20 protein-coding genes are annotated in these 22,545 nt (G+C 36.5%); 10 read left to right on the forward strand and 10 right to left on the reverse strand.

Translation table 11 applies throughout. The features are described 5' to 3' along the window. Positions 1-9 precede the first annotated feature (9 nt). The 4 genes from GQR38_RS09100 (at position 10) to GQR38_RS09115 (ending at position 5,800) form a co-directional block, all read left to right on the forward strand. A complete protein-coding gene (locus GQR38_RS09100) occupies positions 10-1,176 on the forward strand; it encodes a hypothetical protein (protein ID WP_165721889.1) in 1,167 nt (388 codons plus the stop codon). Beyond that, a complete protein-coding gene (locus GQR38_RS09105; RefSeq protein WP_165721888.1) occupies positions 1,173-4,052 on the forward strand; it encodes a hybrid sensor histidine kinase/response regulator in 2,880 nt (959 codons plus the stop codon). Before GQR38_RS09100 ends, GQR38_RS09105 begins: the two co-directional genes overlap by 4 nt. A gap of 37 nt (positions 4,053-4,089) precedes the next feature. Beyond that, positions 4,090-4,515 carry a response regulator gene (locus tag GQR38_RS09110; protein WP_165721887.1) on the forward strand — a complete coding sequence of 142 codons (426 nt, stop codon included), beginning with the start codon at positions 4,090-4,092 and terminating at the stop codon, positions 4,513-4,515. Positions 4,516-4,975: 460 nt separating this feature from the next. Continuing rightward, a complete protein-coding gene (locus GQR38_RS09115; protein WP_165721886.1) occupies positions 4,976-5,800 on the forward strand; it encodes an alpha/beta hydrolase in 825 nt (274 codons plus the stop codon). Positions 5,801-6,220: 420 nt separating this feature from the next. Here the strand turns inward: GQR38_RS09115 and GQR38_RS09120 are convergent, their stop codons facing one another. The 6 genes from GQR38_RS09120 to GQR38_RS09145 all read right to left on the reverse strand — a co-directional run bounded on the left by GQR38_RS09120 (position 6,221) and on the right by GQR38_RS09145 (position 13,078). Further along, complete coding sequence (locus GQR38_RS09120; RefSeq protein WP_165721885.1) at positions 6,221-7,180, reverse strand: sugar-binding transcriptional regulator; 960 nt, start codon at positions 7,178-7,180, stop codon at positions 6,221-6,223. 248 nt (positions 7,181-7,428) lie between these two features. Further along, positions 7,429-8,430: an ABC transporter ATP-binding protein gene (locus GQR38_RS09125; protein WP_165721884.1), complete on the reverse strand. Its 1,002-nt coding sequence runs from the start codon at positions 8,428-8,430 to the stop codon at positions 7,429-7,431. A gap of 10 nt (positions 8,431-8,440) precedes the next feature. Continuing rightward, the gene (locus GQR38_RS09130; RefSeq protein ID WP_024589367.1) at positions 8,441-9,271 is read right to left on the reverse strand and encodes a carbohydrate ABC transporter permease; all 831 of its coding nucleotides are present in this window, start codon (positions 9,269-9,271) and stop codon (positions 8,441-8,443) included. Positions 9,272-9,273: 2 nt separating this feature from the next. Beyond that, positions 9,274-10,146 carry a sugar ABC transporter permease gene (locus GQR38_RS09135; protein WP_002960879.1) on the reverse strand — a complete coding sequence of 291 codons (873 nt, stop codon included), beginning with the start codon at positions 10,144-10,146 and terminating at the stop codon, positions 9,274-9,276. 146 nt (positions 10,147-10,292) lie between these two features. Continuing rightward, the gene (locus GQR38_RS09140; RefSeq protein WP_165721883.1) at positions 10,293-11,597 is read right to left on the reverse strand and encodes a sugar ABC transporter substrate-binding protein; all 1,305 of its coding nucleotides are present in this window, start codon (positions 11,595-11,597) and stop codon (positions 10,293-10,295) included. A gap of 152 nt (positions 11,598-11,749) precedes the next feature. Next, positions 11,750-13,078, reverse strand: coding sequence for a hypothetical protein (locus GQR38_RS09145; RefSeq protein ID WP_002960881.1), 1,329 nt, complete (start codon positions 13,076-13,078; stop codon positions 11,750-11,752). Between the two features lie 529 nt (positions 13,079-13,607). Between GQR38_RS09145 and GQR38_RS09150 the strand changes: the two genes are divergently transcribed. Genes GQR38_RS09150 through GQR38_RS09170 form a run of 5 tightly spaced genes read left to right on the forward strand, consistent with a single transcriptional unit; the run spans position 13,608 to position 19,204 of the window. Further along, positions 13,608-13,991, forward strand: a complete 384-nt coding sequence (locus GQR38_RS09150) for a response regulator (protein ID WP_096793086.1) — start codon at positions 13,608-13,610, stop codon at positions 13,989-13,991. A 13-nt stretch (positions 13,992-14,004) separates the two neighbouring features. Beyond that, positions 14,005-14,910, forward strand: a complete 906-nt coding sequence (locus tag GQR38_RS09155) for a MoxR family ATPase (RefSeq protein ID WP_165721882.1) — start codon at positions 14,005-14,007, stop codon at positions 14,908-14,910. A 6-nt stretch (positions 14,911-14,916) separates the two neighbouring features. Next, on the forward strand, positions 14,917-15,903 hold the full coding sequence (locus GQR38_RS09160; RefSeq protein ID WP_007582743.1) for a DUF58 domain-containing protein: 987 nt from the start codon (positions 14,917-14,919) through the stop codon (positions 15,901-15,903). Further along, positions 15,903-17,873, forward strand: a complete 1,971-nt coding sequence (locus GQR38_RS09165) for a DUF3488 and transglutaminase-like domain-containing protein (RefSeq protein ID WP_165721881.1) — start codon at positions 15,903-15,905, stop codon at positions 17,871-17,873. The genes GQR38_RS09160 and GQR38_RS09165 overlap by 1 nt, the downstream gene beginning before the upstream one ends. A gap of 8 nt (positions 17,874-17,881) precedes the next feature. Next, positions 17,882-19,204 (forward strand): Na+/H+ antiporter family protein, encoded by a 1,323-nt coding sequence (locus GQR38_RS09170; protein ID WP_165721880.1) that lies wholly within the window; start codon positions 17,882-17,884, stop codon positions 19,202-19,204. A 271-nt stretch (positions 19,205-19,475) separates the two neighbouring features. On the opposite strand, the gene GQR38_RS09175 is transcribed toward GQR38_RS09170, so the two are convergent. Genes GQR38_RS09175 through GQR38_RS09185 form a run of 3 tightly spaced genes read right to left on the reverse strand, consistent with a single transcriptional unit; the run spans position 19,476 to position 21,581 of the window. Further along, positions 19,476-19,907, reverse strand: a complete 432-nt coding sequence (locus tag GQR38_RS09175) for an acyl-CoA thioesterase (RefSeq protein ID WP_024595365.1) — start codon at positions 19,905-19,907, stop codon at positions 19,476-19,478. 5 nt (positions 19,908-19,912) lie between these two features. After that, positions 19,913-20,731, reverse strand: a complete 819-nt coding sequence (locus GQR38_RS09180) for a M23 family metallopeptidase (RefSeq protein ID WP_024606894.1) — start codon at positions 20,729-20,731, stop codon at positions 19,913-19,915. Further along, complete coding sequence (locus GQR38_RS09185) at positions 20,724-21,581, reverse strand: 6-carboxytetrahydropterin synthase (RefSeq protein ID WP_007582754.1); 858 nt, start codon at positions 21,579-21,581, stop codon at positions 20,724-20,726. Before GQR38_RS09185 ends, GQR38_RS09180 begins: the two co-directional genes overlap by 8 nt. 203 nt (positions 21,582-21,784) lie before the next feature. On the opposite strand from GQR38_RS09185, the gene fabA reads away from it, so the two are divergent. Continuing rightward, entirely contained in the window at positions 21,785-22,300 is a 516-nt protein-coding gene (gene fabA / locus GQR38_RS09190; RefSeq protein WP_007582756.1) for a bifunctional 3-hydroxydecanoyl-ACP dehydratase/trans-2-decenoyl-ACP isomerase, read from the forward strand. A gap of 67 nt (positions 22,301-22,367) precedes the next feature. Here fabA and rmf read toward each other — a convergent pair whose 3' ends face one another. Further along, positions 22,368-22,538, reverse strand: a complete 171-nt coding sequence (rmf, locus tag GQR38_RS09195; RefSeq protein ID WP_002960897.1) for a ribosome modulation factor — start codon at positions 22,536-22,538, stop codon at positions 22,368-22,370. Positions 22,539-22,545 lie beyond the last annotated feature (7 nt).

The following is a 22,545-nucleotide window of genomic DNA, read 5'->3' on the forward strand; positions in this document are numbered from 1 at the left end:
GAGCCTGATATGAAAAAGCATTATCAACAAGGGTACATACTTACTATTGAGCTTATATTAATTATAACAATTTTAATTATTGGCTCAATTGGTGGGGTTATTTTAGTCAGGGATGCCCTTATTAAGCGCCATCAAACTAAGGTAGATAATCAAATTACTGTCGTTGATGCTAATAATAGACCACTCGGTATTGCAGTAAGTTTTGATGAGCACCAAGCCCCACTAATTTTTTATACAGACCGGGGGGCAAACAGCACATACAGAGCGCTAATTGGCATACGAGATGATAGGTTTACCTCACGAGAAGCTGTTTATTACGATGCTCCAAATTGCCAAGGTAATCCGTGTTTAAAGGGCTTAAGCGATGAAGCAACAGACAGCCAAGGTGTGAGTAAACTAAATAATACCGGTAATGTAAGTTATATAAATGCGCTGCAGCAAGGTCCAAATTATGCAATAGGGCAGTTAGGTAATACCGTTATTGGTCAGTTATTAAGAAGCACGCCACAACAATGCCCAGCTAATAGTGAACAAATTCTATCTCGTTATGTATCGCAAAAAGTAGTAACAGGCTCACCTTGTGAAAGCTTTGAAATAGATAAGCAGCCGGCCGACAGCAGTTGTTTAGTTGGGGTAACAGCTTTAGGTAATCCACTTTTAGGTACAAGCGATCAAGGTTTATCGCAATCGTGTGATACATGCCAAACGGGGTACGAATCGCAAGGTGACATACTTGATTTATATTTACCTCAGGTAGAACCGCTTTTAAATACAGCCCTTAATGCGCTGTCATTAGTTGGTATTGGAACAAGTGTTGATATAGAGCTAGGCACTATATGCTGCCCAGAAGGGACACGCTTAGAAGAAGATGAAAACATTGTAGAGACACTCGTCTTCACTATTTTACAAACTACATTTGAGCTCGCCGGTATTGATTTAGTAAATAACCTTATTATTAGTGAAACACTGAGCTTAATAGGGATTGAGCCAGGCATTACATATTGCAAAACATCACTTAATTTAGTTAATGCAGAACAAGTAATTAATATCACTACAGGCGAACCTGCACTTAGTAGCTTAACACCACCATTTAAAGTTTTACTGCCAGTACATAGCGGCCAAAACAGTACAACGTGGATACATACTCCCCCAAAAGGGGAAGGAGAACGTCAATGAACGCCTCAAATATATTTACCTCACATGCTAATGTAGCAGATACACAAACTGATGAAATATCAACAGAAATTAAAGAAACGCTAACACTACTAAAACAGTTTTATGATGTTTCAATTGTTAAATTTATCGATTTTAGAGAAGTTTATTCAAAGCAGTTAATAACCTGCAACGATAAAGAAAGCGTCGAAAATGAGTTATTAAGCTATCAAAAACGCTGTACACAAGAAAAACTATATCTATTTGAAGATACTTTTTTTGATGATGTATCAAACAACACGCACAAATTAATTCGTTTTTATGCACAATATCCAATTTATAGTGTCACTAATAAATTAATTGGCGTAGTGCTGATGGCCGATTTAGCACCTAAAACATTAATAGGTTCACAAAAAGATCAGTTTATTTCATTTGCTCAATTATTGCAGACACAGTTAAATAAAAATTCAGATTTAGTAAGTAATCAAAGTACTAAGCCTGAGAAAAAAAATTATGGTGAAAAGTATATTCATGTATTTAGTTTAGCGCCCGTCGCATTTTTAATTGCATTAGTATTATGCTCATTCACTGCATTACTTCTTTATACTATTGAAAAAAAGGAGCTGCAAAGTAACTACAATCAACAAACCCAGCAATTACGTAAAACGTTATTTAATGCATTAGAGCGATTTGATAATCAAGGATTGTATATATCTCAAAAAGATTTAGTTATTGCAGGCTTTTTACAAAGCCAAAATAACTATACAAAAGAGCAACTTAACAATTTAGTGCAGAGTCAGGTTTCACAAAATTTAACTTACAAAGGGTATGTTGTGTTTGATTCTGAGTATAACCAGCTTGCACTTTGGTCAAAAAATAATTTTTATTTAGCCGCGTATGGGTTTACAAACTGGTTAGAAAAATTTAATAAAAGAGCAAATAAACAAGCAGTAGAAGTATTTACGGTTGCTGATACGGCCTTCTTAATTTCTGAAATAAAAATAAAACAAGGTTCTATTTATACGCTTACAGCATTTGATTTAAGTAAGTTTTTAAAAGCCGTTATTGGCAAATTAAACACTGAAAATTATAACGTTTTTATAGCAACACCACAGTTTACTTTAGGAAAACAAGGAGAAGTAAACCCGAGTATAATTAAAAATAGTATTAGCGCTTTAAGCAGTCGTTTCCCTCCTACTTGGCGCTTGCATGTGCAACCAATGAATAAAATAGTACGACCACAAATAACTAAATACAGTTTAATTAGATTAGGGTTAATCTCTTTTTGTGTATTCGCGTTTGTGTATTATTTTTTACGTTTGCCAAGGCGTTTACACAGTGAAATAAAACAAAAAAATCAGTTAATACTCAATAGAGAAGAGCTTTTTTCAAGTTCTCTGGATGCATTGCCGCATGGGTTTGCTATTTTTAATAGCCACGAATTTCCTGTGATTACCAACAATGCTTTTAATCTTTTATTTGCACAGGTGAATAAACAAAACAGTCAGCTATCGTATAGCCAGCTGATAAGTATTGCGCAGCAGCATAATATTATAAATCACTACCATGAACATCATAAGCTTGATGATGACCGTAACCAATTAATAGATATAGGTTTTACAGACGGGAAGTGGATAACTGTATTACAAAGACATACAGATTTTAATGGTTTCGTTTGCTACTTTAGAGATGATACAGAGGCACATCAAAAAGAATGTTTACTCGCTGATGTTCTCGAAAAATCAAAACAGACAAATCAATTAAAAGAAAAATTTGTTACAAGGCTTAGTAGTCAGTTAAAAACGCCTTTATCATCTTTAAAGTCATTAGTTGAAATATCTAAAGATCCAATAAGCTTTAACGAATTTAAAAACAATGTGGGGAATATTTCTGATGCATGCGACCAGCTCGAAAGTGTAATTCAACAACTCGTAAATATAAATAAATCGGAAATAGGTAAGTTAAAGCTTCAGGCCAAAAACGTAAACCTAAATCAAATGATCAATAATAACATGTCGATTTTAGCTAAAGAGGCTGAAAATAAAAGAATCGCTTTTAAAAATAATATTACGCCTGAATTAACGGTCGCAAGCGATGAAAAGTTAATTTCTCAATTGGTTATTCAATTAGTGACTGAGGTTTTGGATTCATCAAATAATACAACGCTTTCAATTAACGCTCAGATTAAAAATGAAAGTAAACGTAATTACTTATACCTCGATTTTTCATTAAGTAATTTGATCGACAGTAGTAACTTTATAACTGAGCTTAAAAGTATATCGGGTGATGATATAACGCGCTTTATAGATGATAAAGACGTGTCATTAGAGTTAAAGTTTTTTATTTCAATATTTAAAATGTTAGGTGGTAAAGCGATAACTGTAAGTAGTAACGCGAATAAATCAACGATATCACTTTCTATGTTGGTCAACATAGCAACCAAACAAGGTAAAGACAATGAGCAAGAAGTACCAAGTAGCTCGTTAACAAATAATGATTTAGTAAAAGCTAGTTTAGTAACTAACAAACACCAAAACACGCTATTACTGGTTGATGACGATCCTCTTGTTGAGGTTGTAATTAGAGCGATGCTAAAAAATGAGAATATTAAAATAGATTACGCGCGCAGTGCAATAGAAGCGATGTTGATGGTATCGCAAAACAGTTACGACATTATTTTAATGGACATAGTAATGCCAGAATTGTCGGGAACTGACGCTATGTTAAAAATTAAAAAACACAGTGACAATTTGAAAACTAAAATAATTGCGCATACATCGACACCCGATACAGATTCAAAATACGTTAACCAGGGCTTTGATGACATGCTATTAAAACCAGTAAAACAAGGTGTATTAATAAACCAAATAACACGCATTTTAAAAGATAAGTCGTTATAAATTAGCGTATATTACTGGAACAGTAATGAGGTAAAACATGAAAAACACTATTGAAAATATGGCTGAAGTTATCGAGTTTAAAGTAACGCCAATAAATAAAACTAAACGACTGCTTTTAGTAGATGATGACTTGCTAATAGAAATAGTAATTAGAAAAATGCTTAACGAAGAAAATATTTTAATAGATTTCGCATCAAGTGCTATAGAGGCGCTACTTATGGTTTCTCAAAATATTTACGATATTATTTTAATGGATATAGTGATGCCGCAATTTACAGGCACCGACGCAATGCTAAAAATAAGAAAGCATGCTGACGCATCAGCAACAAAAATTATCGCTCATACATTTAGTGAAAACGAAAATAGTGATAACAAGTATGTAAAGCTTGGTTTTAACGGCCTGTTATTGAAGCCAGTTAAGCAAAGTGTATTAATAGAAAATATTAGATGTTTTTTGGAATGATAAATAGAAACAGTAGGGCGGTTAACTATTTTTTATTTATAGCTTACTAAAAAGTTAAATTATAATTTTTGAAAGCACTAATATTTATTAGTGCTTTTGCGTATATGAACCTTTAATTTATTTAAATTTGTAAAAGTTCTTTAATAAGAATAATTATTTCAAATTATTCCTTCAAAGTATTACAAACTACGCTTTTGTAATTGTTGCATGTATACGAGTCATCGTTTCACACTTCTTAAAGCGGTTTGATAAACACAATTATTAAACACTGCAATATTATAAAGTCAGTAAATTTATTTAGCCTAGAGCCCACGTATCACAGGGGTTTAACTTTTAAAACATTAAGATTTTTTAATAACTAATAAATACTCATCTTGGGATGGAATTTGCTTTATAAGGCTATATTCTAATTTTATAGTTTACTAAATATGATAATTTTTAAAGTTAAAGAGGCAAAATTATGAACAAGACACAGTACGTTACAGTAGAAGGTCATCAAATTGCTTATCAAGAAATGGGACAAGGAACACCTTTATTATTGATACACGGAATACCAACCAATAAATTTTTATGGCGAAATGTGATGCCAAAACTTGCATCAAAATATCGAGTAATAGCGCCTGATTTACTAAACTTTGGTGAATCTGATATGCCAATTAACACCGATGTATCTATAAATGCGCAATGTAGAATAATGTGTAAGTTTTTGGAAGAACTCGGTATTTCTAAAGTTAATATTGCTGCCCATGATATTGGTGGTGGTGTTGCTCAATTAATGGCTGTAAATCATCCGGATAAAGTAAACGGGTTGGTTTTAATTGATAGTGTATGTTTTGACTCTTGGCCAATACCAGAATTTGAACCTTTGCTAGAACCAGGTGTAGAAGAAAAAACAACTGTAGCTGAATTTGTGGATACATTAAGAGATTTCATGCCCAAAGGTGTTTACGACTCGAGCGTAATGACTGAAGAGTTGATGAAAATATACTTAGCACCATGGAATAATGAAAAAGGAAAAGCCGCTTTATTTAGTAACATGCGCAGGCTCAATAAAGAATATACCGAAGCTATTACAGGCGATCTTAAAAGCTTACCTCATGAAACACTCATAATATGGGGTAAAGAAGACAAGTTTCAAAAGCCAAAGTATGCGCCAATGTTAGAAGAAGCAATTCCAAATTCATCATTGATTTGGATAGATAAAGCCGCTCATTGGGTTATTGATGAACATCCAGATAAAGTGTCTGAGCTTATTAGTGAATTTATGAATAATAAAACATTCTAGTGAATTACTAGGTTTATTAAAAAGCTATTTGTTTCAATACGTTAAGTTTGATTGGGTAAAGTGGCGAATAGGCAATCATTGTAATACCGCTTGATTATATTAATAACCAAGCGGTATTTTTATATGTTCAAGAAGCTAATACCGTAAATGGGTAAGGCACTAACTATTAAGATAAGTAGGTTAATGCTTATTAAATAGTCAAAATATCGCGTTTATACGTTAATTAATGAAGGTGAGTAACTTGGTTATGTATTTATTTATGCTATTTAACATAATATAAATTATAGGTAGTTAATGTATATATAGAAAGAGCGCTTAAAAGCACCCTTACTATGTCCAATACTAGACGGTATCGGACATTAAGTGGTTTTATTACAATAACAGATATTACTAATACAGATACTTTATTTATCAATTTGTTTAATCAATACTTAATAAACGCTCAGCTGTATATTCGTTAGTAATTAATCCACTGATCATGTTTGACCTTACTGCGCCCAAAATGGCTAACACTTTTTCTTCACCAGCAGCTATCGCATAAATCTGTTTGTTAGCATTTGTTTTTAATGGCGTACTTGCTACGCGCTGATTAACTGTGCAATCTAAAAGCTTACCGTTTTTATCAAACACCCAACTAATCATTTCACCAACAGCACCAAGATCTTGTAACTCTTTAAGTTCTTGCGCATCAATAAAACCATCTATATGTAATGGCGACTTTTCACCTAAGCTACCAATACCCACAAATGTTACATCGGCATCTTTAGCGAGTTTTAAATTACCGGTAATATTTTGTTGTGCATGTAACTGTTCTTTTTCTTCAATACTTCTTGGTAAAACTGGCAATGGCATTGGGTAATGTTTTGCATTGGTGTGTTCGGCCATTCTTACTACAACATCATAAGGTGAAGCCGATCCATCCAAAGCCATATTACCTAGCATCGCTACAATTTTATGTTGCGGACAATCAACGGTTCTTAGCTCATCTACACATGAACGTAAAACACGACCTGTTCCCATAGCAAGTACTTTGGGTTGTTCTGATTTTAAATGACGTTCTATTTCAGCCGCGCCAGCTTGAGCCAAACCAAGCGTAGACGATGGTTCAGACGGATCGCTTGGTACAACTTCACACGAATCTAACCAAAAACGGCTTTTTAATTTTTCGGCCAAATCCATACATTTAGCAATCGGGTGGTCAAGTCTAACTTTAATTAGACCTTGGCTCACAGATAATGCGACCATTCTTTGTGCAGATTGACGAGATATATTTAGCTTTTTAGCAATTTCATCTTGTGTGTTACCGCCAACATAATATAACCACCCTGCTCTGGCTGCATCATCTAGCTTTCTAATTTCTGTATTTGATAGCTTTACCACGTAAACCTCTTAAAATAGAAGGAAAACTAAGTCCTTATTTTCATTACATAATTTTAATTATATGTGCTGCTATATAAATTATTTTATTAATTTTGGAGTATCTATTTATCAATAACGTTTTTGTTATTTATAGTTGTAAATATACCATTCCTTAATAAAAAATACCTAGGTTTCATAGGATTATGTAATTAGAATTTAGTTAATAGCACCCTTATAAAGGTGCTATTTAAGGTAATTAAAAATTGGCTTTAGCGAATAGTTAAACCGTTATTATCAAACTTTAATACTTTATCTGCAGGTGCGCTTAGGTAAATACTGTCGCCATATTTTAATGGGCAATCACCATCTGCTTTTACTGTTACGGTCCCTTTGCCTTCAATATTTATATGTAAAAAGCTCTCCGATCCTAAATGTTCAATTACACCTACAGTTCCAGCCCAAGTACCTTGCTCAGTAGAGAGTGTTATATGCTCTGGTCGTATACCAATACAGCTAACATTCGCATCTTCATTTTGTGGAGCATCTATAAAATTCATTTTTGGCGAACCAATAAAACCAGCTACAAATTTGTTTACAGGATTTTTATAAAGCTCCAAAGGTGTGCCTACTTGTTCAATAATACCAGCATTAAATACCGCGATTCTATCTGCCATTGTCATGGCTTCAACCTGATCGTGTGTAACATAAACCATTGTTGTAGCTAAACTTTTATGTAATTCAGATATTTCTAAACGCATATTTACACGTAGTGATGCATCTAGATTTGAAAGGGGTTCATCAAATAAAAATGCCGATGGTTGGCGTACAATTGCGCGCCCTATCGCTACACGCTGGCGCTGACCGCCCGACAATTGCCCAGGCTTTCGGTCTAAATAATCGGTCAAATTAAGTATTTTAGCGGCGTTAGCAATTTTACTTTCGATTTCTGCAGGGCTAACCTTGGCTCTTTTTAAAGGAAAAGCAATATTGTTACGCACTGTCATATGCGGATACAACGCATAGGATTGAAACACCATCGCTAAGCCTCTTTTTGCCGGCGGTGTTTTTGTAGCGTCAATGCCATCAATTTCTATATTACCACTGGTGGTATCTTCAAGACCTGCGATCATACGAAGTAATGTAGATTTACCACATCCCGATGGACCGACAAAAACGATAAACTCACCGTCTTTAATTTCTAAGTCGAGCGGTTTAATTACGGTAACGTCATCAAAGTTTTTAGTGACTTGTTTTAGTGTGATGCTGCCCATGTGTATTCTCCTATTTTACTGCGCCGAAACTTAATCCACGCACTAATTGTTTTTGACTAAACCAACCAAGTATTAAAATTGGCACAATGGCCATGGCAGATGCTGCCGATAACTTAGCGTAAAATAACCCCTCAGGGCTTGAGTAACTGGCAATAAATGCCGTTAAAGGTGCAGCATTTGCAGCGGTTAAAATAAGTGTCCAAAATGCTTCGTTCCACGATAAAATAACATTTAACAATAGCGTTGAGGCTATACCCGGTAAGGCTATTGGTAATAAAACATGGAATATTTCTTCACCAATTGTTGCGCCATCCATACGTGAAGCTTCAAGTATTTCGTTTGGTATTTCTCTAAAGTAGGTGTACAGCATCCATACCATTATTGGTAAGTTAATGAGTGTCATTACAATCACTAAACCTAATTTTGTATCGAGTAACGCAAAGTCACGAAACAATAAATAAATAGGAATAAGTACGCCTACTGGCGGTAACATTTTGGTTGAAAGCATCCACATTAATAAATGCTTTGTTTTTTTAGTTTGTACAAAAGCCATAGACCACGCAGCAGGTACCGCAATTAATAACCCCAGTAAACTTGAACCTAGCGATATAACTACAGAGTTCCAAAAATGGGTAAAGTATGGTGAACGCGACAGTACATCGCGGTAATTTTCGAGTGTCCAATCAAACGCATATAAGCTTGGGCTTGCTGAAATTGCTTCAGCTTCCGTTTTAAAGCTGGTGATTAACGTCCATAAAATTGGAAAGAAAATCATGCCGCTTATTGTCCATGCTGCAATGGTATAAATTAGTTTGGAACGACGGCTATCTTTTATAGTCATAATTAACCCTCCAAGTTTTTGCCAATTAAGCGCATTAAAAATATAGCGACAATATTTGCAATTATGACTGCAACTATGCCCCCTGCCGAACCACCGCCTACATCAAATTGAAGTAGTGATTGCGTGTAAATTAAGTACGTTATATTGGTCGACGAATAACCAGGACCACCGCTGGTTGTAACTAATATTTCGGCAAAAATTGACAATAAAAATATAGTTTCGATTAAAATTACAGCGGTTACCGCACGTGATAAATGCGGTAAAACGATGTAGAAGAACTTACTAAATGGGCCAGCTCCGTCCAAATCAGCCGCTTCTAATTGTTCACGGTCGAGTGATTGTATTGCTGTTAGCAGTATTAAAGCTGCAAACGGTAACCACTGCCAAGACACAATTATGATGATTGAAAATAGCGGCATTTGAGCAAAAAAGTCGATAGGTTCAAAGCCAAGCCAAATAGCAAAGTGTGCAAATAAGCCATTAACTGGGTTCATTAGCATGTTTTTCCATACCAATGCCGACACAGTTGGCATTACAAAAAATGGGGCTAGTACCATAATGCGAACGTAGTTTCGCCCCCATATTGCTTGGTCTAATAAAATAGCCAAGCCAATACCACCACAAATAGTGATAAGTAAAACCCCAGTTACTAGGTAGAGCGTGTTAAAAAATGATTCAAAAAAAGCCGGATCAGTTAGGAAAAATTCATAGTTTAAAAAGCCTACAAACTCTTTATCCCCTGGTACTAATAAATTGTAATCAATAAAAGAAAAATACAGTGTCATACACAGCGGAACTATCATCCAAGCAAGTAATAAAATTACACTTGGAAGAAGCATAAACCGAGCAAGCGTGCGCGAGTTAGTTGTTGCCATAAAGGTGACCTTAAAAAAGCCAATTCTATTTACTTGTTAACTATCAAGTGAAAATAAGAAACCCTTGATAGCGTTTATAACTAACAAGTAAATAGAATTGACATAAAATATTGGGTAAGTTTGAGTACTTACCCGCCCATTACATGCTATTTAGGATAGCGAGCTTTACGCATTGTTCGCTCAACGAGGTGCTGAGACGTACTAAGCGCTTGCTTAACGGTCATTTGGCCAGTTAATGCTGCTGAGAATTGTTGCCCAACAGCTGTACCAATTCCTTGAAACTCAGGAATAGCAACAAACTGAATACCTACATAAGGCACCGGTTTAACGGTTGGATTTTTAGGATCTGCAGATTGGATAGAATCTAAGGTAATTTGCGCAAACGGTGCTGCGTCCATGTACTTTTGATTACTGTAAAGTGATTTACGTGTACCTGGCGGTACTTTTGCCCAACCTTTTTTGTCAGCTACAAGTTGAGTGTATTCTTTTGATGTCGCCCAGCTAATAAATTTCATTGCGGCATCTGGTTTTTTGCTGCTTGCCGGTACGGCTAAAGTCCAAGACCATAACCAGTTACCGCGTTTACCTAGACCATTATCTGGCGCAAGTGCAAACCCTACTTTATCGGCAACTTCTGAGTCTTTTTTATTAGTAACAAATGCGCCTGCAACGGTTGCATCAATCCAAATACCACATTTTCCTGTTTGGAATAGTGCAAGATTTTCGTTAAACCCGTTTGCAGATGAACCAGCAGGTCCTGACTCTTTCATTACATCGACATAATACTGAAGGGTATTTTCCCACTCTGGGGTATTAAACTGTGGCTTCCAATTTTCATCAAACCAACGCGCACCAAACGAATTAGCCATTGATGTAATAAGCGCAACGTTTTCGCCCCAACCTGCTTTACCACGTAAACAAAGGCCATAAACACCTTCTTTTTTATCTGTCATCGCTTTAGCAGCTTCGCGTATAAAGTCCCATGTTGGGGCTTTAGGCATTTTCAGCCCCGCTTTATCCATTAAATCGGTGCGGTACATAACCATTGAGCTTTCTCCATAAAATGGGGCAGCATAAAGTTTGTCGTTAATCGTTAAACCGCTTCGGATTGCTGGGATTAAATCGTCTAAATCGTAATTTTCACCTAAATTATCTAACTCTTTTAACCAATTTTGTTTGCCCCAAATTGGTACTTCATAAGTACCTATGGTCATAACATCGTATTGGCCGCCTTTTGTTGCTACATCGGTAGTGACACGTTGGCGAAGAATGTTTTCTTCTAGGGTGACCCATTTTAGATCTATATCAGGGTTTTGGCTGGTAAAGTCACTGCTTAATTCTTTCATGGTGATCATGTCACCATTGTTAACAGTCGCTATTGTAATTGTTTCTTTTGCCGCAGCGCCCATGCTTATAAAGCCACACGCGAGCATAATTAATTTATTTTTCATCGGGTATTCCCCATACACGTTATGTTTTAACAAGTGCTATTAAATTTCAATCTATTACCAATTCTATTTATGGCAGTTTTAACGCATAAAACTGCCCGCAAAGTGCCTTTTTAGGTCCTTTGTATAAATAGTTAGACTAGTTGGATAATGACTTAAAATTTAACAGATATTTCAGAAGTGAAGCCGTCAAATCCTTTACCGATTTGGCCGCCCGAATTAACACCTTCTTCTTGGTTAACATACTCAACTTTTAAAAGCGTTTTATCGTTAAACCAGTAACCTGCGGCTACTTGAATACGCTCTACTGTGTTGTCTGTTTGTTCAATTAAGTCGGAAGTGTTTTCGGCTTCTGCATAACGAGCCGCTACATATAGCTTTTTAGGAATAATATATTGTTGTGCTTCAAACACGAAGTACTCAACCGATGAGTCGCCTTCTATTACACTGTTTGAATCAAAAGTAGTGCCATTTTCATCAGCTATGCCGTTTGTACCAAAGTAGGTAATACCGGCAACTGCATTACCTGCGGCATCTGCAAATGTGTAATCATCAGATGATTTACCAACCATAAAAATTAAGCTAGTTTCATCAGATGGTTGATAAGCTAAGTTAAGCTGGATGATTGATTGCTCAAGCCCTGGCATTGCGCCAACGTGAGTGTCACGCTCGTTTGAAGGTGACGCTGAGAAGTTATAGTTTTCACCATCGCCAAAGCGATAGTTTGTTGTGGTTACACCATCAAGACTGGCTACGCCGTTTTCAAAACGTAACTGGTCGCCTTGATTGGCTTTTAATAAGTTTAAACCTGCTTTAAAGCCACCTTCAAATTCTAGAGTACCTTGAAGTCGGTAGTTATAACCTCTGTCTTCTTGAAACGCTTCACCAAAACTAGAAGTCGTAATGTGACCTGTAACATTATAAGCACGTACTACACCACTATCGAAAGTTTCGCTGTAACTTAGCTGTGCGCCGTTTTCTGCGGTTGCGTAATCGGTAATACCATTACCAATAAGTGCATTACTTTGGTTATCTGCGCCGTCTTGAAAACCTTTAAATTGAAATGGTGAGCCACCAATATTACCCAAACGCAGTGTTAAATTTGCGTTTTCTTTTGGTGTGCCATATAGACCTAGTAAGTCAAATTCAACACCTGCAAAATCGTTGTGAAATGAAAAGTCACGATCTTCGCCACCAAAGTCATTAGGCTCTTCTGCAATATCTATATCGGCAGTGATGAACTCGTTAATATGAAATTTAAGCATTAGATTAGCTCTAATACGGCCAAATCCTGACTCTTGTTCTTCATCTTCTGGACGAAATGCGCCGTCTTTAGCTTGAATTGACTGAAAGTTTTGCATTAGTAAAAAGTCTACGTCAACGCGATCTAAATATTCAGAAATATCAGCCTGTGCTGGTGCTGATGTAGCCATAGCTGCCGCTATGAGAGAAATTGCAAATTTAGTCTTTTTATTATTCAACATAATAAGCTCTTTATTTAGTGTGGTGTGTGATGCCAACTTTATTAAATTACATATGCATTTAATGAAATTGGTATTAATTCAGTGTGTATAGATGAGGCTATCTGAGCAAAACATTAAATAGTTAATGAAGTTGCACTTGTGAGCATAAGCCCATCTGCTGAGCATAATCACAGAATGAATTTGGAAGGTCAACGATTTTTTATTACAAAACGTTTACAAAAAATCGAATTTATATGTAAATATTTTTGAATCAATAAGTTAAGTAGCAAATTTGTTACATCAAACTTTGAGGAAATAAGGTGTTGGGTTAACGAATTTATTGTAGATGCGTCATTATTGTTCAATACAATTAATGTATATATAAGTTAGTAGAAGATATAAAAGCAGGTAATTCTTTAAAAATAGGCTGTTGGGCAAACCTATAAACAGTTTATTTATTAGTGTTTTTTAAGTAACGTTCTTGAGCTTATGATGGGGTTAGCTTAGTATTAAAGCACTTAGATGTATTCAAAATAGAAGTAACCTACATATGGAATTTGTTCGCCCGCTAGAGCCCATCCTCATTATTGATGACGTTAAGGAAATTCGTGATTATCTAAACCAAATTTTAACTGACTTAGGGTTTGAAGATATATTAGAAAGCGCTGATTTTAGCTCTGCTAAACCTATTATGGACAATAAACCGCCAGGCGTAATATTTGTAGATGTCGATTTACCTGACTCTAACGGTGAAGAGATATTGGAATACATTAATAGTGCTTACCCACACACTCATGTTGTTATGTGTTCGGGCCACAATAGTCTCGAAAACGTACAAAACACGTGGGAAATGGGTGCTAAAGGCTTTATTGCAAAACCCTTTAACACAAAAAAAGTCGACACTGTAATGAAGCGTCTTGAAATAATAGAATAATAATAAGGTTAGCATGCATAGTACTGTTACTGCGATTATAGAAGATCTTTCGACTGTTATATTTGGTAAACAACAGCAAATAAAACTGGCACTTACATGCTTATTTAGCGAAGGGCATTTACTCATTGAAGATTTGCCTGGTATGGGAAAAACCACTCTCTCTCATGCATTGTCAGCTGTATTAGGTTTATCATATCAACGTATACAATTTACTAGTGATCTTCTTCCTGCTGATATTCTTGGGACTAATGTATTTAACTCTACCGAGCATAGCTTTACGTTTCATAAAGGCCCTATTTTTAGCCAAGTAGTTTTAGCAGATGAAATAAACCGCGCAGGCCCCAAAACACAAAGTGCGTTGCTTGAAGCAATGGAAGAGCAACAAGTAACAGTTGATGGAAAAAAATATACGCTGCCAAATCCATTTTTTGTGATAGCAACACAAAACCCGCTTTACCAATCAGGTACCTACCCGTTACCTGAGTCGCAATTAGACCGTTTTTTAATGCGTATTAGCTTAGGTTTTCCACCTAAAGAAGCCGAAAAACGCTTAATTTTGAATATGCAAAAACGAGATTACAGTCAGTTACCTAAGCGTATTAACCAACAAGAGTTAGCGGCAATTCAAACCCAGATAAGCCAAATTACTTTAAGTAGCCCGGTTATTGACTACATTATAGAGCTTGTTAATTACACACGCACAAGCAACGCTTTTGCATCTTCGTTATCACCGCGTGCCAGTATGGCTCTTGCTAAAGCGGCTAGGTCGTGGGCCTTTATTGATGGTCGTGATTTTGTAATGCCAGAAGATGTTCAAGCCGTATTTGCAAGTGTGTGTCAGCATCGTTTAGGTTTGCATAATGAGTCAGGTGAAGCGCAAGTAAACGATATTTTAAAAAACGTATTAGTTCCGGTATAAACTTTTATGCCAAAAAAAACAGCTAAGCGCCCTTCTTTATTTAAGTCATTTAAGCGAAGTGTATTTAATAAGTTATTAAAAAATAAGCATTTAAAAAACTCAATTACACTTGAACACAGAACAATTTATGTATTGCCATCGTCCCTAGGTTGGTACTTTGTAATTGTGGCTATTTTAAACTTTGTAATGGGCATTAATTATCAAAATAATTTAATTTTAATAATGTCTTATCTTATGTTTGTGGTGATGATTATTGCTGTATTAATGGGCTACAGTAACGCTAAAGGCTTAACGGTTAAATTTAAAGATGCATTTAACAGCTACGCCCCCCAAAAACCGAGTATTGTATTTGAATTACAAAGCCCTTCACTAACCCAATCTATTAATTTAACATATCAAGGTAGTGAGCAAACTCACAAACATACCGACGAAGTTGATAGTAAGACTCAGTTACTTACACTCAACTTACCCTACAGCTCACGCGGTAAGTACTCAGTGCAACGTATTAAAATAGCGAGTAACTATCCCTTTGGTTTAATAACTGTTTGGAGCTACATTCAATTACAAGAAGATGTATTTGTATACCCGTCGCTTGAACAAGTACACAGTGATGCGCATGTTTCTGTGCTTGATGAGCAAGCCGATAAAGGTATTTCTACACAATCTGGTAGCGAAGAGTTTGAGTCGTTAATCCCACATTTACCAGAGATGGGCTTGCAAAGAGTCTCTTGGAAGCATTACGCAAAAACACAGCAGTTGTTAGTTAAAGAGTTTGTAGACTTTAAAACAGCGAATGCGCTCTTCGATTTTACGTTGATGAATGGAGATACAGAACAACGTTTAAGCCAGTTATGCTTTTTAGTGTGTGAAGCAACCGAAAAAAATACCCCTTTTATGTTAAAACTACCGAGTAAAACAATAAATACAAATACCGGACAGCAACATAAGCAGCAGTGTTTAGCGTTATTGTGCTCATTTAATGGTGGTGAGTAATGGATATAATTAAAAACGAAAAAGTAATAAATTATTCACTGTCTTTTATATATTCATGTTTAATTGTATTTTTTGTACCACATTTACCGCTTGTTTTTGTAGGTGTACTTACACTTATTTGTGCATGGAACTTTTACATAACGCTGAGTAATAAACCAAAGCCAAATGCTTGGCTGGCAAACATACTCGCAGGTGTTTCACTTGGTTTAATGCTCTACACCGTAGGTATGTCGGATACGGTTATTTTATTTGTGGCCATGCTGCTACTTGCTAGTTTATTTAAGCTGCTGCAGGCTAAAACCAAAAAACACTATCATGTAATTACAACGCTTACGTTTTTTTCACTCTCATCGGTGTATTTATTTAACCAAAGCATTTTAACGACTTTAACTGTAAGTGGTTTATACATATTAAACTTTGCAGTACTTGGCTTACTCGAATCCAAACATAATTTAAAAATAGCCTCTAAGCAAAGTGGTAAATTACTACTTTTAGCGCTTCCTTTAGCTGTATTTTTACTGCTTTTTTTACCAAAAATGCCCGCCTTTTGGCAGCTTCCTGGGCCTAAGCTTGCAAAAACAGGGCTTTCTGAACAAGTCGATCCATTCGATATTGCAAAGCTTTCAAATTCTGACGAGCTTGTGTTTAGAGCTAAATTTAACGAAGAAAAACCTGTAGCGCCTTATTATTGGCGAGCAATAGTTCATGATGAGTTTAATGGCAATGCGTGGCTTACGTCTGACTTTTTAAAATATAATAATGTAAAAACAAATACCCAGAGCGAAAATGATGAGCAACTTATTGCAAGCTACTCAGTTATTACAGAGCCTGCTACACAAAAATGGCTCTATGGTTTAGCGTATTCCAGTAGTAACTCACCAAATGTTGAAGGTAATTCGCTAGGTTTATTGCGTAAAAAAAGTCGTCAAGCTAAAAACTTACAATACGATGTAAATAGCTTTAACTTCACAGCTTTACCGCTTGGCGAATTTGAAGAAAAACGCTACAAATACCTCACTTATAAAAAGAATGTAAAAACATCATCACTTGCTAAAAACTTAAAGCAAAATACACACTCTGACCGCGATTTTTACAATAGCTTATTACAATACTTTGCAGGTACGGGATTTACTTATACGTTAACACCCACTCCTATGAGCGGCGATAATACAATTGACCAATTTTTATTTGAAAACCAACGTGGATTTTGTGGTCATTATGCAAGCGCTGCTGCGTACATTTTTAGAACCGCAGGTATACCCGCTCGATTAGTAAGTGGTTATTTAGGCGGTGAATTAAATCAAGATAATAATACGCTAACAGTTCGCCAGTACGATGCGCATGCATGGGTAGAAGTATATTTACAAAACGAAGGTTGGGTTATTTTTGATGCAACCGCTGTTGTCGCACCGGAGCGTTTAAATGGCTCGCTTTCGCAAAACCAAGAGCTGAATGACGAATTTAAAAGTAATCTTGATTTTGGTTTAGTGAGTTTAAGTAATTTCCCCGCTATTAATTGGTTAAGGTTGGAACTTGAAAATCTCGATTATCAATGGTCTAGCTGGGTACTTGGTTTTGACGAAGAAAAACAAAATGATTTTTTAAAATCAATTTTTGGTAGTAAAAACATTTGGCTTGTACCATTAATGGTTTTATTAACAGCTGGTTTTTGTTTTGTAGGTTATTTTGTTTATTTAAACTTACCAAAACGCCCGACTAAATTAGCGCCTATGGTTAAAGAATTTTATGAAGTAAAAGCATGGGCGAAAAAACAAAAAATAAATACACCCGATAATTTAACACCGAGTCAGCAGTTACATTTTTTTGCTGATCAACTTCCTCGTTCTGCACAATCTATAAACACATTTAGTCAGTTATTTAACCAAGTACGCTATAGTAAAAAACCTTTTACGAAAGAGCGTAAAACTCAGGCTAAAGATCTGATAAAATTAATCAAAATTTCCAAATAGAGAATACTATGAATGCTGTTGTTATAGGCGTTATTTTAATGCTCGGGCTATCTCTGGCTCGCGTTAACGTCATTGTTGCCATGATCATAAGTGCTTTAGTTGCTGGTTTAACCGCAGGCTTGGGTATAAAAGAAAGTGTTGATGCATTTAATTCTGGCCTTTCTGCCGGAGCTGAAATTGCACTAAGTTATGCCATGCTCGGTGCATTTGCCGTTGCTATTTCTAAGTCGGGTTTAACACGTATTCTCGCTGATAAGTTACTTGCTAAAGTAAATGCTAAAGGCAGCGGGAATGAAACGTTTTTAAGTTACTTCATTTTATTAATTATTTTAGGTTGTGCAATTTCTTCGCAAAACTTAGTACCTGTACACATAGCGTTTATTCCTATTTTAATCCCGCCGTTACTCGTGGTTTTTAATCAGTTAAGGTTAGACAGGCGTGCTATAGCGTGTATTTTAACATTTGGATTAGCAACCTCTTACATGGTGCTGCCTTATGGTTTTGGTGGTATTTACTTGTATTCTATTTTGCATAAAAATCTAGTCGATAACGGCTTAGACATTGTAAATACACAAGTCCCTATGGCGATGATTATTCCTGCATTAGGCATGTTTATAGGATTACTTATTGCGGTATTTATTACCTACAAAAAACGCCGCGAATACACCGAGCTCCCATTAACAACTCAGAGTAAATCGGCCGAGGTAGAAAACCCTAAAAAAGTAATGATTGTAGGGCTATGTGCGGTACTTGCCTCACTTGTTGCACAAAACCTAAGTGGCTCAATGATTTTAGGGGGTTTAGTAGGTGTAATGATATTTAGTGTATTTGGTGTAGTTAAGTGGGAAGAAAACGGCGACGTATTTAGTAAAGGCGTTGCGATGATGGCGATGATTGGTTTTATTATGATATCGGCACAAGGCTTTGCATCGGTTATGCAAGCTACCGGCGATGTAGCGAGCTTAGTACACAGTGGAGCCGCCCTTTTTGATGGCAATAAACCCCTTGCTGCGGGTGTTATTTTGTTAGTTGGTTTATTAATTACAATGGGAATTGGTAGTTCGTTTTCAACAGTGCCTATTATTGCAACTTTGTTTGTACCTCTATGTTTAGACCTTGGCTTTTCTGTTATGGCTACCGCTGCGCTTGTTGGTACTGCGGGCGCTTTAGGTGATGCAGGCTCCCCTGCTTCAGACTCAACGCTTGGCCCAACATCAGGTTTAAATGCCGATGGCCAGCACGACCATATTAGAGACTCTGTTATTCCAACATTTATTCACTTTAACATTCCACTGCTGATATTTGGCTGGATTGCAGCAATGGTGCTTTAGTTGTATGCATGTAAGTATTCGTAAATTTAATTAAAAGTTAAATGTAACTAAAAAGGTATGTTTAAAGCATGCCTTTTTAGTATCCAAATCCAACAACTCTCACCCCTATCAATTCCCCCCCAGTTTGATTATTTTTTTAGTTAATATTAACTCTGTTGTTGAGGTTATATTTAATGAACATTTAGTATGATGTGTTCTTTCAAGGGTTTTATATAAGCACCAATTAAGGTGCTTATATAAATTTACTTTACCGCATATTTAAAGCTTTAAATTAATCAAAACCATAAATCATTTTGTCGCATACTACCGGAGTCGGTCTGTGGTTATCATCGACTGCAACAAACGTAAAGCTACCACTAATGGCAGAGTGCTTATCATCTCTGTGCATAGTTTCTAATAATATATCTACATCAACTTTTAAGCTGGTGTTACCTACATGGACTACTTTAGCAATTAACTCTGCAAAAGTACCTGCTGGTATCGCTTCTTTAAAATCAACTCTATCGGAAGATATGGTAACCAAAGGTTTACGACAAAAACGAGTAGCAGCTATAAATGCCACTTCATCCATCCACGCCAGTGCATCACCACCAAATAAAGTATTGTGATGATTGGTACGCCCTGGAAACACAGTTTTAGTTACCGATGTGGTTGAGTCTTCAATACGCTGAGCAATTATTGCATCGCGATTTACTTCAGTCATAATCTCTACTTTTTGTTTGCTAATGTATCTTGCATTAGTAATGCAGGATCAAGGCGTTCGCCTTTCCAGTTAAAACGCCAATCTAGGTGAGGACCCGTTACACGCCCTGTTGCACCAATTTCAGCCACTTTGTTACCTTGCTTAATTTTGTCACCCACTTTTACATCAAGCTTACTTAAATGAATGTAAGTTGAGGTAATACCATGGCCATGATCAATAATTAATGTACCACCTGAGTAGTATAAATCAGGTTCAGAAAATACCACGGTACCACTAATTGGCGCGTAAACAGGAGAACCTGTTTTATTAGCAATGTCTAAGCCAAAGTGCGGACGACGAGGCTCACCATTAAAATAGCGCTGACTACCATAAACACCCGATATACGCCCTTCTGCAGGCTTTAACACAGGGTCTAAAAAGTACAGTAAATCAGAGTCAACTTCTCTCGCTTTACGAACAGCAACTGCTTCGCGGCTTATACGTGCACTGACTTCTTTTGCCGGTGAAACATACTTCTTAGCCACGCCGGTAATTTTATCAATTTCATATTCACGCTTAGTTATGGCTAGCGGCTGTGAATGCGATTTACCCGTGTTATCTACCCATTTTAAAGTATGAGTCGTTTCAGCGTCACGCCCAAAACCAAATACAAAGTCACCATTTGGCGAAAGTTTTAAGCTTTTACCATCTAAGCTTACTGATTTAGCGTTTTCTAGCTTTCCAGTAACTAAACCGCCTTGTGTTAAATGCCCTTTTAACTCAAGCGCCATAGCACTAAAGCTAGCAGAGGCAACAAGCGCTGTTGCTAAAAGTGTTTTAAACATAGCTAATCGATCCTTTTCCAACACCTTCATAAGCAGTCACTTTCACTGCTTTTTCTGGATATTGGGCTTTAATTTGGCCAGCTACATGTTCAGCAATACATTCAACAGTGGTGTCTACTGGTAAAATGTCGCAACGGGATTCGCTAATCGCCATTTCAAAATAGCCTTGTGCCGACGTGTAAGCAAAACATACATCACCCGCTTTGGCTGTTATGTGTTTTAAATCAGGTGCGTTAATTTGATCTTCGCTGGTGGCTAAGTAAATATCTTCCCACTTTTGAGACCATTCTTTTTGCAAGCGCGGCATAGAGATGCCATCTAGGCTAATACCAATTTGAGAACGATGCCCATGAATAATACGTTGGCAATTACCGTCATGCTTTTTAAGGCCATGGCTGTAATGATAGTAAAAGCTTTGGCTGTGCTCAGGCTTAAGTGACAGCTCAATTTTTTCAATGTTATCTGGTAGCTTCGGTAAAATAGTCGCAATTAAAAATTCAGTAACCGATTCAACCGTTACTTCGTCTGCGTTAATCATGCAATAAGCTTGATGAGGAGCACTCATAGCTAAGTGGTTATTTTCACCAAATGTGCAATCGAGTGTTTTATGCTCGTCAAATTCAGATACAGTGCCATTAAGCCCTGTAGGAATTGCTAAACGGTGATCAATACACTCATCTATAATGCCTTTAATTTGCTTTTTAACTAAACCAAAGTCTAAAACCATAGACTCTTCGTTAAGTTTACCGTGCAAAGTTAAATCAACAATCCAGCTCTCGCCAACGGCGCCGCGTTTGTTACATAAGTAAGAAAAATCAATCACAGTTAGTGAGTTAACAAAAAGGATCATAAACTTCCTTTAGACTGGTTATAAGACAGCGCTAATTATAATGATTTCTGATTGTAATTGCGCGGTTTTATAGTGCAAAAACCAATCGCACTGATTGATTGGTGATTTTATGTGCAATATTTTGATTTTTTAACTGCTCCGAGTTGTTTAGCGTACAAGTGTACGCTAAAGTACTTGGCAATTTCTAAGCGAAGATAAGTGTTATGGAACCTAAAAATAGCTATACAAAAGAAGATTTGATCCTGTGTGGTCAAGGTGAAATGTTTGGTGAAGGCAACTGCCGTTTACCAAGTGACAACATGTTAATGATGGACCGCATTACCTCTATTACTGCTGATGGCGGAATTCATGGTAAAGGCGAAATTGTTGCTGAGCTTGATATTGACCCTAGCCTGTGGTTTTTCGATTGCCATTTTAAAGGCGACCCAGTAATGCCAGGTTGTTTAGGATTAGATGCTATGTGGCAACTAGTTGGCTTTTACTTAGGTTGGTCTGGTGGCCCTGGTCTTGGCCGTGCGCTAGGTGTGGGTGAAGTTAAATTTACTGGCCAAATTTTACCAACTAATAAAAAAGTAACTTACCGCCTTGTAATGAAACGCGTAATTAAACGTAAATTGTTCATGGGCGTTGCAGATGGCACTGTAGAAGTAGATGGCCGAGTAATTTACGAAGCAAAAGATTTAAAAGTGGGCTTGTTCCAAGACACTAGTGCATTTTAATTTTTAAACGCACAAACAAAAAGGCCTCCAATGTGGAGGCCTTTTTGCTTAAATTCGATTATTGATTTTAGGTTTTGTACATGTTGCGGTTTTCAATCGCTTCACGCCAACCTCCTAACCACTCTGATTTTGGATCTACTTGTTGATAAGGGCATAGCTCTTTTGAGCGACCTGCTAAACCTGCTTTAAAACCTTGAGAATGAGCTCTTTCTAAACGATCTCTTTTCTGTCTCTTCATCGGTAAT

It is taken from the genome of Pseudoalteromonas sp. c7(2019), assembly GCF_011378625.1.
GTDB lineage: Bacteria > Pseudomonadota > Gammaproteobacteria > Enterobacterales > Alteromonadaceae > Pseudoalteromonas > Pseudoalteromonas arctica.